This is a genomic window from Brachybacterium sp. ACRRE, assembly GCF_022346485.1.
Taxonomy (GTDB): Bacteria; Actinomycetota; Actinomycetes; order Actinomycetales; family Dermabacteraceae; genus Brachybacterium; species Brachybacterium halotolerans.
In genome coordinates this window covers 1-13,792 of the sequence record NZ_JAKRMO010000081.1, presented here as the reverse complement: position 1 = coordinate 13,792, position 13,792 = coordinate 1, and the positions used below count along the sequence as shown (strand labels likewise).

The following is a 13,792-nucleotide window of genomic DNA, read 5'->3' as shown; positions in this document are numbered from 1 at the left end:
CCCGGCACCACCGCCGCCCCCGACTCCGCCCGACGGAGCATCCTCATGCTCATGACGGATCAGCACCGGGTCGACACCCTGGGCTGCTACGGGAGTCCGGTCTGCCGCACCCCGCACCTCGACGCCCTCGCGGCCCAGGGCACGCGCTTCGAGAACTGGTTCACGCCCACGGCGATCTGCACGCCGGCGCGCGCGTCCCTGTTCACGGGGGCGGCCCCGTTCCGGCACAAGCTGCTGGCCAACCACGAGCGCAACGTCGGCTACATCGAGGACCTGCCCGAGGACCAGTGGACCGTCCCCGAGGACCTGCGGGCGAACGGCTACGAGTGCGGGCTGGTCGGCAAGTGGCACGTGGGGGAGGAGCGCACTGCCGCGGACTTCGGCTTCGAGGCCGAGCACTACCCGGGCTGGCACAACGCCGTGGACCACCCCGACTACCTGGCGTGGCTCGAGGAGAACGGGCATCCTCCGTACGAGATCAGCGACCGCATCCGCGGCACCTTCCCGAACGGCGAGGTCGGCAACCTCATGGCTGCGCGCCTGCACCAGCCCGTCGAGGCGACCTTCGAGCACTACCTGGCCGACCGCACCATCGAGATGCTCACCCGCTACGCGCAGGGGGCGCGCAGCGGCGAGGCGCCGTTCTTCGTGGTCTCGAGCTTCTCCGGGCCCCACCTGCCCTACGTGATCCCCGACGAGTACTTCGACATGTACGACCCGGCGGACGTCGAGCTGCCCCGCTCGGTCGCCGAGGACTTCGCCGATAAGCCTCCGGTGCAGCGCAACTACTCCGGGCACTGGGCCTTCGACACCATGACCGAGGAGCAGTCGCGCAAGCTCATCGCCGTCTACTGGGGCTACGTGACCATGATCGACCGCGAGTTCGGGCGGATCCTCGCCGCGCTCGACGAGCTCGGCCTCGCGGACACCACCGCTGTCGCGTTCAGCTCGGACCACGGCGAGTTCACCGGCTCCCACCGCCTGCACGACAAGGGCCCGGCGATGTACGACGACATCTACCGCACGGGCGGCATCCTGCGCGTCCCCGGCTGCCCGCCCCAGGTGCGGGAGGAGTTCGTGAGCCTCATCGACCTGCCCGCGACCTTCCTGGACCTCGCCGGTCGGCCGACGGATCCCGCGGTGGACTCCCGCTCCCTGCTGCCGATCGTGCGGGGAGAGCATCCGGAGTGGGACGAGAACGTGCTGTGCGAGTTCCACGGCCACCATTTCCCGATCGCCCAGCGCATGCTGCGCGGGCCCCGCTTCAAGCTCGTGGTGAACCCCGAGTCGCGCAACGAGTTCTACGACCTGCAGTCGGACCCCGACGAGCTCTCCAACCGCTTCGAGGACCCTCTGCTCGAGGAGCCGCGCCGGGCGATGCTCGCCGAGCTCTACGATCGCCTGCGCGAGCGCGGCGACAACTTCTACCACTGGATGAGCTCGATGGACGCCGTGGGCCACCTCGACCACGACCCGACGATGTCGGGACTCGACGAGTCGACGTATCGCGGCTGACGGGTCAGAGGGCGTCACCGTCCGGGTTCGCCGGCCGGATTCGTCGGGCAGCGGGCTTCCGCCGAACGGCGCCGCGGACGTCCTCAGCCGACGGGGTAGGGGAGGCCCTGCGCGATCCGCGGCGGGAGGGCCGCGAGCTCCTCGGCCGACGGGGCGAGCCTGCCCGTGAGGATCCGCAGCAGGTCCGCGTCGGGGACCTCGATCAGCGGCGCGTCGCCCGATCCGGCGATGACCCGGATCAGCAGCTCGCGGGCGCGCGCGAGGGAGGCGGCCGACGGGCCGGGAATGCCCGGCGCCCCCTGGGCGAGGTCCAGATGGTGCAGGGTCCACTCGAGCACGTAGGCGTCCGCGAAGTCCCCCGTGCTCAGCACCATGCCTTGGGTCTCGACGAGACGGTCCGGTTCGGCGTCGCGCACTGCTCGCGCGGCGGCGGACCCCAGGTCGTCGAGGTGGAAGGAGAGCAGGGCGGGATCCTCGTACGCCGCGGCGAGGCGGGAGATGAGCGCATCGAGCGGATCATCGCCCGTCGGCGGGTCCACGATGCTCCAGTAGCCCGCCGCGTCCACGCGGCGCTGCGGCTCCGCGTCAGCCGACGTCGCCCCGCTCGTCCCGGCCGGGGTCGCGGCGCTCGTCCCGGCCGGGGGCACGCCCCGGGCCCCGGTCGACGTCCCGGCCGGGGTCGCGAGCGTGATGAGCACGTCCTGCACGTCGATCACCAGGTGGCAGACGAGGTCGCGCACCAGCCAGCCGCGGCACCCCGACGCGTGGGCGAAGGCTTCGGCAGGGAGCGCGTCGACGGCGCGCCGCAGACCGCTCCACGCCTCGAGGAAGGCCTCGATCCGGGCGTCCCTGCCCGGTGCTGCTGTCCGCCCCATCACGCACCTCGCTCCTCGTGCCGTGTGAGGGATCGTGCCACGCCCTTCGGGGCGGCGTCGTGCCCGACGCGGTGGGCACTCAGTCCAGGGCGTCCACCACGTGCCGGGTGACCTGGGCGATCAGGTCCGCTGGGAGCTCGGCGTCCTCGGTGCAGCCCGTCGTGTAGACGGCGAGCACGAGGGGCGCCGCATGCGGGCGGGTGATCACGGCGATGTCGTTGCTGGTGCCGTAGCCGCCGGCGCCGGTCTTGTCGGCGACGGTCCAGGACGACGGGACGCCCGCGCGGATCGCCGCGTCCCCCGTCGTGTTCGCGCGCATCATCGCGAGCAGCTGCGCCGAGCGGTCGCGTCCGAGGGCACTGCGCCCAAGCCCAAGCCCAAGCCCGTGCCCGTGGCCGTGGCCGTGGCCGAGCGTCGCAAGCTCCAGGTCGGCTGCCATCTGGACGGGCGTGGTCGTGTCGCGGGCATCGCCCGGGATCGCGGTGTTCAGCACGGGCTCGGTGCGGTCGATCCGGGTGACGGGATCACCGAGGTGCCGGAGCCGGCGCTGCACCGCGTGCGGCCCGTCCAGCTCCCTGAACAGCAGGTTCTGGGCAGTGTTGTCGCTGCGGGTGAGCGCGGCGTCGACGAGGTCGATGAGGCGCATCCCCTCGTCCACGTGCTCGGCGGTGACGGGGGAGTACTCCTCGAGATCCTCGGCGGTGAAGCGGATGATCTGCTGCAGCCGCTCCTCGGAGGCCTCGCGCAGGACGAGCGCCGAGGTGAGGACCTTGCCGGTGGAGGCGAGGGCGAAGCGCTCGCGGCCGCGATGGGTGAGAGCGCGGGAGTCGCCGACGACGCGGGCGCTCACCCCGATCCGGGCGTCATGGGCGGCCTCGAGGTCCGCGAGGGCGCCCCGAAAATCCCGCCGTGCGTCTCTGCGCTCGTCGGCATCGGCGCCGGCAGCGGGATCGGCGCGGGCCGCGGAGGTCGCGAGGAGGCCCGGTGTGATCGCGGCGGCGGAGAGCAGGGCGCGTCGAGGGATCGTCATGCAGCCATCCTCACGCCCACGCCAGAGCGCCTCAAGGCGAGCCGTGCCGAGGGAGGATCCGCGCCGGCGGGGCGGACCCGCACCGGGAGCCGCGGCATCGTGGGTTCCCGCACGACCGAGGCCGCCCAGTTCTCCCGTCGGCCGCAGCCGGGCCGTGCGCCTCGGATGTCCCCGTCCCCGCATAGGCTCGGCACCATGAAGATCCTGCACACCTCGGACTGGCACCTGGGGCGCACTCTGCACGGCGAGGACCTGCACGAACACCAGGCCGCCTTCCACGACTGGCTCGTGGACCTGGTGCGCGAGCGCGAGGTCGACGTGGTCGTGATCCCCGGCGACGTGTACGACCGCGCCGTGCCGCCGATCCCCGCGGTCAGGCTGCTCGGGCGCACCCTCTCGCGCCTCGCGGAGACCGCGACCGTGGTGCTCACTCCCGGCAACCACGATTCCGCGGATCGCCTGGGCTTCGGCCGCGAACTCATGCGCGCGGGCGTCCACCTGCTCACCGACACCCCCGGGCTCGACCATCCGGTGAGCGTCGAGGACGAGCACGGCGAGGTCCTGTTCTTCGGCCTGCCCTATCTCGAGCCGGACACGGCCCGCCACCGGCTCGTCGCGGAGGGTGAGGAGCCGCTGGGCCGCAGCCACGAGGCCGTCACCCGCGCCGCCCTGGACCGGGTGCGCGAGCGCGCGGCCGAGCATCCCGGCGCCCGCACCGTGGTGCTCGCCCACACCTTCGTCAGCGGCAGCGAGTCCAGCGAGTCCGAACGGGACCTCTCCGTGGGCGGCGTCGACTCCGTCCCGGCGCCCGTGCTCGCCGGATTCGACTACGTGGCCCTCGGCCACCTCCACGGATGCCAGGACCTCACGCGGTCCGTCGGCACCCCGGCGCGCTACTCGGGCTCCCCGCTCGCCTTCTCCTTCTCCGAGAAGGACCACCGCAAGTCCGTGCTCCTCGTCGAGCTCGGCGCGCCCGGCGAGGTCGGGGTCGAGCGCATCGGGACGCCCGTGCCCCGCCGCCTCACCGCCCTGCGCGGCGACCTCGAGTCGCTGCTCGCGCAGTCCGGTGCGCACGGGGATGACTGGGTGAAGGCGACCGTCACCGACAGCGCCCGACCCGCCCACCTGCAGGAGCGCCTGCGCGCCGCCTTCCCGCACCTGCTGCTCACCTCCTACGAGCCCGAGGGCCGCGAGGCCGGCGAGGCCGCGCCCGAGGTGCGGCGCGAGGCCGATCCCCTCGAGGTCATGGACGAGTTCCTGGGCTACGTCACCGGCGGCGAGCCGAGCGCGCGCGAGCACGAGGTCATGGACGAGGCGTACACGACCGTGCGCTCCCGCGGCCAGGAGGCCTCGTGAAGCTCCACCACCTGCACCTGCGCGGGATCGGCCCCTTCGCGGGCCCCGTCGACATCGACTTCGCCGCGCTCGGCGCGAGCGGCATGTTCCTCCTCGAGGGGCCGACGGGATCCGGCAAGTCCACGATCCTCGACGCGATCGTCTACGCCCTCTACGGGAGCGTCGCCGGCAGCGGCGCGAGCAGCGACCGGATCCGCTCCCAGTTCGCCGCCTCCGACTCCCCGAGCGCGGTCGACCTCGTGTTCGAGACCAGCGCCGGCATCTTCCGCGTCCACCGCGAGCCCGACTACGAGCGCGCCAAGAAGCGCGGCACGGGGACCACGAAGCAGCAGGCCAGGGCGCTGCTGTGGCGACTCGGCTCGCCCGAGCTGCTGCCCGGCGTGATCGCGGAGATCGCCGGAGGAGCGGCCGACGGGGCGGAGTCCGCCTCGGGCACTAGGGGCACTGGGAGCACGGCGGGCGCGGGGGCGTCCTCGGCCGCCGCGGCATCCTCCCCGGCCGGCGCGGCAGAGCCCCTGGCGACCCGCCTGGACGAGGTGGGCCGCGAGATCCAGCGCGCCGTCGGCCTCAGCCGCGAGCAGTTCACGCAGACCGTCCTGCTGCCCCAGAACGAGTTCGCGCGCTTCCTCCGCGCCGGCACCGGCGAGCGCCAGCAGGTGCTCCAGCGCGTGTTCGGCACCGAGATCTACCAGGACGTCGAGAAGCAGCTCGAGGAGATGCGCAAGGAGGCCAAGCGCGAGGTCGACGCCGCGAAGGGCTCCCTGGGCCGCTCCCTCGCCCGCTTCGTCGAGGCCGTCGGCGTCGAGGGCGAGCAGCTCGACGCGCTCGAGGGCCATGCCGAGGCGCTGCGCCTGGACGAGCTCGGCGCCGCCGCCCGCGAGCACCTCGCGGCGAGCCGGCAGGCCGCGGCCGACGCCGCGCAGGACCAGGATGCCCAGGCCGCTTCCGAGGCCTCGGCCCGCGCCCACGCGGAGCAGACCGCCCTCGCGCGCACGCGCATCGACCGCCGCCGCGAGCTCGACGCCCTCGGCGCGCGCCTCGACGCCGCCGCCCCGCAGATCCGCTCGGCCCGCGCCCGCCTCGCCCGCGACGAGGCCGCCCGCCCCGTCGCCGAGCTCTTGCGCCGCCGCGACCAGGCCGCGAGCACTGCCTCCCGGGCCGAGAAGGACCTCGCGGACCTCGCCGAGACCACCCGTGCCCAGCATCCCGAGATCGCCGACCTCCTGGCGGGGGAGGACGCCCCCGCCGCGCTCGCCGCCTCCGCCGAGGAGGACACCACGCGCGCCGGAGCCCTCGCCGACCTCGCCTCCCTCGAGGAGGGCCTCGAGAACCGCGGCGCCCAGCTCACCGCCCGCGCCGAGCGCAGCGACCAGGCCGCCAGCGACCTCGCCGCCCTCGACGAGACCATCGAGGCGCGCCCCGCCGCGAAGCAGGAGCTCCTCGCCGCCCGGGACGACGCCCGCACCCGCGCCGCCGGCCTCGCCGATGCGCGCCTCGCCGAGAAGACCGCCGCCGAACGCCTCCAGGCCGCCCGCGCCGCCGCGCAGCAGCAGACCGCGCTGACCAAAGCCGAGACCCTCGCGGCGAGCACCCTCGAGGCCGCGCGCCTCGCCTCCGAGACCGAGTCCGACCTGCGTCGACGTCGCTTCGCGGGCATCGCCGCCGAGCTCGCCGTCGACCTCGGCGACGACGCCCCGTGCCCCGTCTGCGGATCCGCCGACCACCCGCACCCCGCGACCCCCACGCACGACGCCGTCGGCGCCGAGCAGGTCGAGCAGGCGGAGGCGCAGCGCCAGCAGGCCGAGCGCGCCTATCACGATGCCGCGCAGAAGAAGGCCGTCATCGAGGGCGAGCTCGAGGCCCTGCGCGAGCGCGCCGGCGGCCTCGACGCCCGCGCCGCCGAGGCCGCGCACACGGCCGCCCGCGAGGCCACCGCGCAGGCCGCGGCCGCGCAGACCGAAGCTGCCGAGGCGGAGACCGCGATCTCCGCCCACGACGAGGCGACCGCGCAGCTCACCGCCGAACGCTCCCGGCAGGCCCTCGCCCTCGAACGGGAGAGGACCGCGCAGCAGGAGGCGTCGGCCGCCCTCGAGAAGGATCGCGCGCGCGTGGCCGACGCCCGCGGCGAGGCGGAGTCGATCGCCGCGCGCCGCGGCCACCACGCGGCCCGCGCCCGCGCCGCGACCGCCCTGCGAGAGGCCCTGCGCGCCTCCACCGAGGAGGCGGCGCGCGCCGCGAGCCTCAGCCAGGAGACCGAGACCGCCCGCGAGACCGCGCGGGCGGCGCTGCGCGAGCAGGCGGAACCGGCAGCGTCCGAACCGACGGGGTCCGAAGCGGCGGCGTCCGAAACGGCATCGTCCGAACCGGCAACGTCCGCACCCGCAGCGTCCGGCCCGACAGCGCAGGAGGGGGCCGACGAGGAGGCCCTCGCCGATGACGCCGCCGTGCGCGAGGCCGTGCTCCCGGAGGCCGAGCGCCGCACCCTCACCGCCTCCCTCCAGCAGCGCGCCGTCGAGGAGTCGCGCCATGCCGACGGCCTCGCCGAGGACGGCGTCTCCGATGCCGACCTCAGCGACGAGGCGCTCGAGGCCGCCCGCGTCGCCGCCTCCACCGCCGGCGAGCAGCTCGTCGCCGCGCAGAGCGCGCTGCGCGAGGCTTCGGCCGTCGCGGCCCGCCTGGGTGCCGTCGCCGAGCGCTCGGCCTCCGCCCTCGAGGCGCTCGAACGGGCGATGCACGAGGTCACGGGCGTCAGCGAGCGCGCCGGCGTGGTGGTGCGCGTCGCCGATCTCGCCACCGCCCGCTCCGCCGACGGCCGCCGCATCCCGCTGTCGACCTTCGTGCTCATGCGGCGCTTCGAGGACGTCGTGGACGCCGCCAACGCGCGGCTCGCCCGCTTCTCCGGCACCGACCTCGAGCTGCTGCGCGACGACGGCGCCCGCGGCGCCCGCAAGACCGGCCTGGACCTGCTGGTCATGGACCGGCGCACCGACCAGGCGCGCGTGCCCGAGACCCTCTCCGGCGGCGAGACCTTCTTCGTCTCGCTTGCCCTCGCCCTCGGGCTGGCCGACATCGTCACCGGCGAGGCCGGCGGCGTGCGCATGGAGACCCTGTTCATCGACGAGGGTTTCGGCTCGCTCGACCCCCAGACCCTCGAGACCGTCGTCGCCGAGATCGGGCACCTCTCCCAGCACGGCCGCACCATCGGCATCGTCAGCCACGTCGGCGACCTCAAGACCCAGATCGCCGAGCAGATCCACGTGCGCCGCGGCCCGTCGGGCTTCTCGACCGCGACCATCACCGCCTGAGCGGCCGACGCGGGGGATCGGCCGTGTCCCTGCGCTCGAGAAGTACGAAACGGTTGCCATGGACGCCCATGGCAACCGTTTCGTACTTCTCGTCAGGCGTCGCGGTTCACGCTTCCAGGCCGGCAGCGCGGGCGGTCCCGCACGCTGCTCGCATCGCCGCACTCTCAGTCGAAAAGGCGCACAGGACGTCACATGTCAAACGTTTTGCTGTACGGTCGTGCCGTGACCGAGGTCACCTCTCGGTGCCTCGGCATGATCTCGACCTCTCCATCCCCCACCCCCAGGACATCCCCATGACCAGCAGATCTCGTGCTGCATCGATCCTGTCCGCCGCTGTCGCCGGGCTCGTGATCGCCACCCCGTCCCTCGCCTCGGCCGCACCGATGGCGCCCGGAGCCCCCGTCGCCGCCGACGGCTCGGACACCTCGCAGTCCGCATCCTCGTCGGCCGATATCAGCGTCGGCTCGCGCCACGACTACGCCTTCCCCGACGACACCCCCGCCGCGATGTTCATCGACGCCGACGGCAGCTTCCACGCGCAGTCGGCCCACGCCCTCTACGCGAAGGACGACCCGCGCGAGTGGCTGTTCTACAAGGGCACGACCATCGACGACATGACCGCGGACAAGGAGCTCAACGCCGCCGCGGACCCGGACAGCCCGAAGCGCCGCAACGACGACACCACGGTGCGCTGCAACCAGAGCCCCACCGGCACGGAGGCCAGCAAGGACCCCACCGGTTCCTACAGCCAGAAGAACTTCTGCGACCTCGTGGGCGTGTGGGTCGACCCCGACTCCGGGGACTGGATCGGTATCGTGCACAACGAGTTCACCGGGCGGCCGTTCGGCGACAGCCTGCACTACGACTCGCTGGACTACGCCGTCTCCACGGACCATGGGAAGACGTGGGACATCAAGGACCACATCATCACCTCGCCCTACTCCACGAAGCGCGGCGACGAGAAGCAGTTCCCCGAGGACACCTACAACTACGGCGACGGCGATCCGCGCCTGTTCGTCGACACGGCCTCCGGGTACTTCTACGTCTACTACGGCTCCCGCGTGATCGGGAAGCAGGGCAAGGGCGGGGAGAACGTGAACCTCTCCCACGTGGCCCGCGCGCCGATCTCGAAGAAGATGGCGCCGGGCTCGTGGACCAAGTTCTTCGACGGCTCGTTCTCCCAGAAGGGCCTGGGCGGCAAGGAGTCGAACCTGACCCCGGTCACCGACCGCGACGCCGCCGGGTACACGGCCCCCGAGGACGACTACGACCCCACCACCAAGGGCAACACCGACGCCCAGGTGAAGGCGGGCGACCTGCCCGGCACCTCGCCGCTGTTCGTCATGAACATCAGCTACGACGCGCACCTGGGGCTCTACATCGGCCAGCCCGAGGGCGCGACGCGCCCCGGCCCGCAGGAGTACTACGCCACGGACGACCTCACGAGCCAGAAGTGGCACCTCATCGGCACCGGCGACGACCAGGACTGGTCGTCCTGGTACCGCTGGATGGTCGACTCCAAGTCCCTGACGAGCGGCAACATCATCGGTAAGGACTTCCGCTCCTACTGCTCGATCTCCTGCACCGGCGAGTCCGACGGCGAGTACTTCGACGTCTCGATCGACAGTGAGGACGAGACCGCGACCGAGGCCCAGAACCTCTTCTCGATGAAGAAGGCGTACACCCTCTCCACCGGGAAGCGCACCGCGCTGGCCCAGCAGAAGAAGGGGAAGGCGAAGGTCGTCGGCACGGCGCAGCGGACCGACGCCGGCGCGTCCTGGAAGATCGCCCCGACGGGCGACGGCGCGTACACCATCGCCAACACGCGCAGCGGCGCGCTGCTGGGAGTGGACTCCACGAGGACGACGCAGCGCGCCTGGGGCACGAAGGTGAAGGCCACGAAGGCGGCGGGGGAGAAGCACGGCAAGCGCACCGACCCGTCCGTGGGTCAGCAGTGGTGGGTCGTGCGCGACACCGACCCGACCACCGGTGAGCGCACGGGCACCTATCACCTGGTGAACCGCTACTCCGGCCTCGTCCTCGACCTCGAGGGCAGCGTGACCTCCGCGACCACGGACGCCGCCGACTTCCACGGCAGCGCCTCGACGGCCGACGAAGGGCAGTCCCTGAAGATCGCCGTCGCGAAGGGCTGATCGGCCCCGTGAGGGACTGAGCGGCCCCGTGAGGGGCTGATCGGCGAACGGGGCCGGGGCCGCGCCCGTCCTGGGTCCGCGAGAAGTACGAAACGGTTGTCATGGACGCTCATGGCAACCGTTTCGTACTTCTCGTCGGCGAGACAGCGGGAAGGCGCCCCCGGCGGCCGCGCCCGCTCGCAGGCGGATGCCGCGCGGGGCCGAGCCGCCGTAGTGTCCTGAGGCGTGAGCGATTGGACCTGGCAGATCCCCTTCTCCGTGATCGGCGGCGGCGTGCTGTTCGTCGGCCTCCTCGTGCCGATCCTCGTCCTCCAGTACCGCAGGTACGGACGGCTGAGCGTGCTGCGGCTGCTCGGTGCCGCGGCGGTGAGCGTCTACGGCGTCGCCCTGGTCGCCTACACGCTGCTGCCCCTGCCCGATCCGGCGCGGACCTGCGGCGAGGGCGCCGGCCGGACCCTGCAGCTGACGCCGTTCCAGTTCGTCGCGGACATCGTGCGCGAGGGCGGAGGGCTCGGACTCCGTGACGCCGTCACCAGCTGGGCGGTGCTGCAGGCCGCGCTGAACGTCGTCCTGTTCGTGCCCCTCGGGCTCGCGGTGCGGGGCATGCTGCGCCGCGGGGTGCTCGCGGCCACGGCGCTCGGCGCCCTGGTCTCCCTCGCGATCGAGGCCACCCAGTACACCGGGCTGTGGGGCGTCTACGACTGCAGCTACCGGATCGCCGACGTCGACGACCTCATCCTGAACACCACCGGCGCCCTCGTCGGCGCCCTGCTCGCCCCGCTGCTCCTGCACTGGTGGATGCCGAGCCCCGAGCAGCTCACCGCCCGGCGCTCGCATCGGGTCTCGGGCATGCGCCGTCTGCTGGGCATGGTGGTCGATCTGATCGCCGTCGGCCTCGTCGGGTTCCTGTTCGATCTCGGACGCGCTGTGGTCGAGCTCGTCTTCACCCCCGACGCGCGGCAGGTCCACGAGCTCGGCGAGCCGGGGCAGGCCCTGCTCCTCGTGCTCGCCTTCGCCGTGGTCTTCGCGCTGCCCGCCCTGGGGCGCAGCGGCGCCTCGCTCGGGCAGCGAGCGGTGGGCATCGCTCCGGCGTGGCCGAGCGGCGCCGGCGGCGTCGGGTCACGCCTGCTGCGGGCGAGCGCCGTGGGCGGCGTCTGGACGGTGGGGCGCGCCCTCGCGCTGCTGCTGACCGCGGCGGGCATTCCGCTCGCGGCCGGCGCTCTGAGCCTCGCGATCGGCCTGTACATGCTGGTCGTGCTGGTCTTCGCCCTCGTCGGCGACCATCGAGGGCTCTCAGGGTGCCTGGCGGGCAGCGGGATGGTCGATGCGCGTGCTCTCACAGATGCCGGCGCCACCGCGCGTCAGCGGTCCGCCGCGGCCTAGACTCCCGGCAGACCAGCCTTTGCAGGAAGGACCCCCATGCCCACCACGCCCCCGGCCGGCTCGCGGATCGTCGGCACCGGTCACTACCGGCCCGAGCGCATCATGACCAATAACGACCTCGAGCAGATGGTCGAGACGAGCGATGAGTGGATCCGCCAGCGCACGGGCATCGAGTCCCGCCGCATCGCCGCCGACGACCAGGACGTCGCCGACCTCGCCGCCGAGGCCGGTCGCAACGCCCTGGCCGATGCCGGCATCGACCCCTCGCAGGTCACCCAGGTGATCGTCGCGACCTGCTCGAACCAGGAGCGCTCGCCGAGCGCCGCCGGTCGGGTCGCGCACCTGCTGGGCCTGCCCAATCCCGCCGCCTTCGACGTGGGCGCCGCGTGCTCGGGATTCGAGCACGCGCTCGCCGTGGCGGACATGTCGATCCGCGCGGGCGCCTCCACCACGACGCTCGTGATCGGCGCCGAGAAGCTCTCCGCGGTCACGGACTACTCCGACCGCACCACCTGCATCCTCACGGCCGACGGCGCGGGCGCCATGGTCCTCGTCCCGAGCGACGAGCCGACGATCTCGCCCGTGCAGTGGGGGACCGTCACCGACCTCGCCGACGCCGTCACCATCGGCCCGCCCAGCGGCTGCTTCTCGCAGCAGGGCCGCCAGGTGCTCGGGTGGGCGCTGCGCGAGGCCCCGAAGCTCTCGCAGAAGATCGTCGAGTCCGCGGGCCTGACCATGGGCGACATCGACGTGTTCGTTCCGCACCAGGCGAACCTGCGGATGATCGAGCCGCTCGCCGCCGCCCTCGACCTGCGCGAGGACGCGATCGTGGCCGACGACATCATCACCTCCGGCAACACCTCCGCCGCGACCATCCCGCTCGCGATCTCCCGCATGCGCGAGGCCGGGAGGATCCCCGCCGGCGCGACGGCCCTGCTGGTCGGCTTCGGCGGCGGCTTCTCCTGGGCCGGCCAGGTCGTGCGCCTGCCCTGAGCTGGTCCCGGATGCCCCGGGGCCGACGGCTCGGGGCATCCGGCGCGCCCGTCTCATCCGGTGCGCCCGTCTGATCCCGCTCGACCCGCCCCGACGGAGGCCCCGTGGATTCCCTGACCGTCCAGATCATCGTCACGATCGTCGTCGGCCTCGCGTACGTCGTGGGGCTCACGGGCATCGTGCTGCCGATCATCCCCGGCTCGATCACGATCCTCATCGGCTCGCTGGTGTGGGCGATCGTGCTGGGCGGCTGGACCTGGCTGGCCTTCGCGATCATCGCGGTCCTCTGCGCCGTGGGCATGACCTGCAGCTACGTCATGACGGGGAAGCGGCTCAAGGACAACGACGTGCCCACGTGGCCGATCCTCGTGGGTGTGGCCGCGGGCATCGTCGGCATCTTCGTGATCCCGTTCCTGGGCCTGCCGATCGGGTTCGTCCTGGGCCTCTACGGCTCCGAGTGGTACCGCCGCCGCGACATGAAGCTCGCCTGGGAGTCGAGCTGGATCGCCATCAAGGCCTTCGGCATCGGCGTCATGCTCGAGCTCGTGTGCGGCTTCGCCTCCACCCTCACCTTCGCGATCGCGACCACGCTGCACTTCCTCAACCGCTGAGTCGCCCCGCCCCCTCCCCGCGCACCTCCGCGCACCGCCCGCGCAGCTCCCCCGCGAGAGGTGAGAAGCTGCTGTCAAAAGGGCGGAAGGACGACGTCTTCTCACCTCTCGGTGCGGGCCGGGCGTCTGGGACGATGAGCCCATGAGCGATCCTGCCGTCCCTCCGGTCTCCTCGCGGGACACTCCGCGCTTCGGCACGCGGGAGCGCCACCGGCAGCTGGGCGCAGCGTTCCAGGGTCAGGGCGGGGACTACGACCGCCTGCGTCCCGGATACCCGCCCGAGGTGCTCGACGCGATCTTCGCGGCACTGCCGTCGCACGACGGCCAGGCCGGTACGCCGAAAGCAGGCACCCCCGCAGGCACCCCCGCGGGCGCGCCCCGCTCCCACGTGGCGGTCGACCTCGGTGCCGGGACCGGCAAGCTCTCCCTGCAGCTCGCGCGCCGCGGCCTCGACGTGATCGCCGTCGACCCCAGTCGCTCCATGCTCGAGACCGCGGAGCAGGCGTACGCCGCCCTGGCCACGTCGGCCGACGGTCGCGTCGGCCCCGCCGACCCCGACGACCCCGTCGAC

The 13,792-nt window shown here is 73.0% G+C and carries 10 protein-coding genes; 8 read left to right on the top strand and 2 right to left on the bottom strand.

Translation table 11 applies throughout. The features are described 5' to 3' along the window. A partial coding sequence (locus tag MHY49_RS17250; protein ID WP_370646206.1) for a sulfatase-like hydrolase/transferase occupies nucleotides 1–1,515 on the top strand: 1,515 nt, incomplete at its 5' end. A gap of 83 nt (nucleotides 1,516–1,598) precedes the next feature. Here the strand turns inward: MHY49_RS17250 and MHY49_RS17245 are convergent. Both MHY49_RS17245 and bla read right to left on the bottom strand, forming a co-directional pair. Further along, nucleotides 1,599–2,390, bottom strand: a complete 792-nt coding sequence (locus MHY49_RS17245) for a maleylpyruvate isomerase N-terminal domain-containing protein (RefSeq protein ID WP_239206201.1) — start codon at nucleotides 2,388–2,390, stop codon at nucleotides 1,599–1,601. A 79-nt stretch (nucleotides 2,391–2,469) separates the two neighbouring features. Next, entirely contained in the window at nucleotides 2,470–3,420 is a 951-nt protein-coding gene (bla, locus tag MHY49_RS17240) for a class A beta-lactamase (RefSeq protein WP_239206199.1), read from the bottom strand. Between the two features lie 195 nt (nucleotides 3,421–3,615). On the opposite strand from bla, the gene MHY49_RS17235 reads away from it, so the two are divergent. The 7 genes from MHY49_RS17235 to MHY49_RS17205 all read left to right on the top strand — a co-directional run. Next, entirely contained in the window at nucleotides 3,616–4,776 is a 1,161-nt protein-coding gene (locus MHY49_RS17235; RefSeq protein WP_239206197.1) for an exonuclease SbcCD subunit D, read from the top strand. Beyond that, nucleotides 4,773–8,081 carry an AAA family ATPase gene (locus MHY49_RS17230; protein ID WP_239206195.1) on the top strand — a complete coding sequence of 1,103 codons (3,309 nt, stop codon included), beginning with the start codon at nucleotides 4,773–4,775 and terminating at the stop codon, nucleotides 8,079–8,081. Before MHY49_RS17235 ends, MHY49_RS17230 begins: the two co-directional genes overlap by 4 nt. A 293-nt stretch (nucleotides 8,082–8,374) precedes the next feature. Next, on the top strand, nucleotides 8,375–10,234 hold the full coding sequence (locus tag MHY49_RS17225) for an RICIN domain-containing protein (protein WP_239206193.1): 1,860 nt from the start codon (nucleotides 8,375–8,377) through the stop codon (nucleotides 10,232–10,234). Between the two features lie 225 nt (nucleotides 10,235–10,459). Then, nucleotides 10,460–11,617 carry a VanZ family protein gene (locus tag MHY49_RS17220; protein ID WP_239206191.1) on the top strand — a complete coding sequence of 386 codons (1,158 nt, stop codon included), beginning with the start codon at nucleotides 10,460–10,462 and terminating at the stop codon, nucleotides 11,615–11,617. A gap of 36 nt (nucleotides 11,618–11,653) precedes the next feature. Continuing rightward, entirely contained in the window at nucleotides 11,654–12,610 is a 957-nt protein-coding gene (locus tag MHY49_RS17215; protein WP_239206189.1) for a beta-ketoacyl-ACP synthase III, read from the top strand. Nucleotides 12,611–12,714: 104 nt separating this feature from the next. Further along, a complete protein-coding gene (locus MHY49_RS17210; RefSeq protein ID WP_200501475.1) occupies nucleotides 12,715–13,221 on the top strand; it encodes a DUF456 domain-containing protein in 507 nt (168 codons plus the stop codon). A 142-nt stretch (nucleotides 13,222–13,363) separates the two neighbouring features. Next, nucleotides 13,364–13,792: class I SAM-dependent methyltransferase (locus tag MHY49_RS17205; protein WP_239206187.1), on the top strand; the 429-nt coding region annotated here is incomplete at its 3' end.

Bases quoted from the DNA above. Each gene is read 5' to 3' on its own strand.
- MHY49_RS17245 (WP_239206201.1), bottom strand. From the start codon at position 2,390: ATGGGGCGGACAGCAGCACCGGGCAGGGACGCCCGGATCGAGGCCTTC.
- bla (WP_239206199.1), bottom strand. From the start codon at position 3,420: ATGACGATCCCTCGACGCGCCCTGCTCTCCGCCGCCGCGATCACACCG.
- MHY49_RS17235 (WP_239206197.1), top strand. From the start codon at position 3,616: ATGAAGATCCTGCACACCTCGGACTGGCACCTGGGGCGCACTCTGCAC.
- MHY49_RS17225 (WP_239206193.1), top strand. From the start codon at position 8,375: ATGACCAGCAGATCTCGTGCTGCATCGATCCTGTCCGCCGCTGTCGCC.
- MHY49_RS17215 (WP_239206189.1), top strand. From the start codon at position 11,654: ATGCCCACCACGCCCCCGGCCGGCTCGCGGATCGTCGGCACCGGTCAC.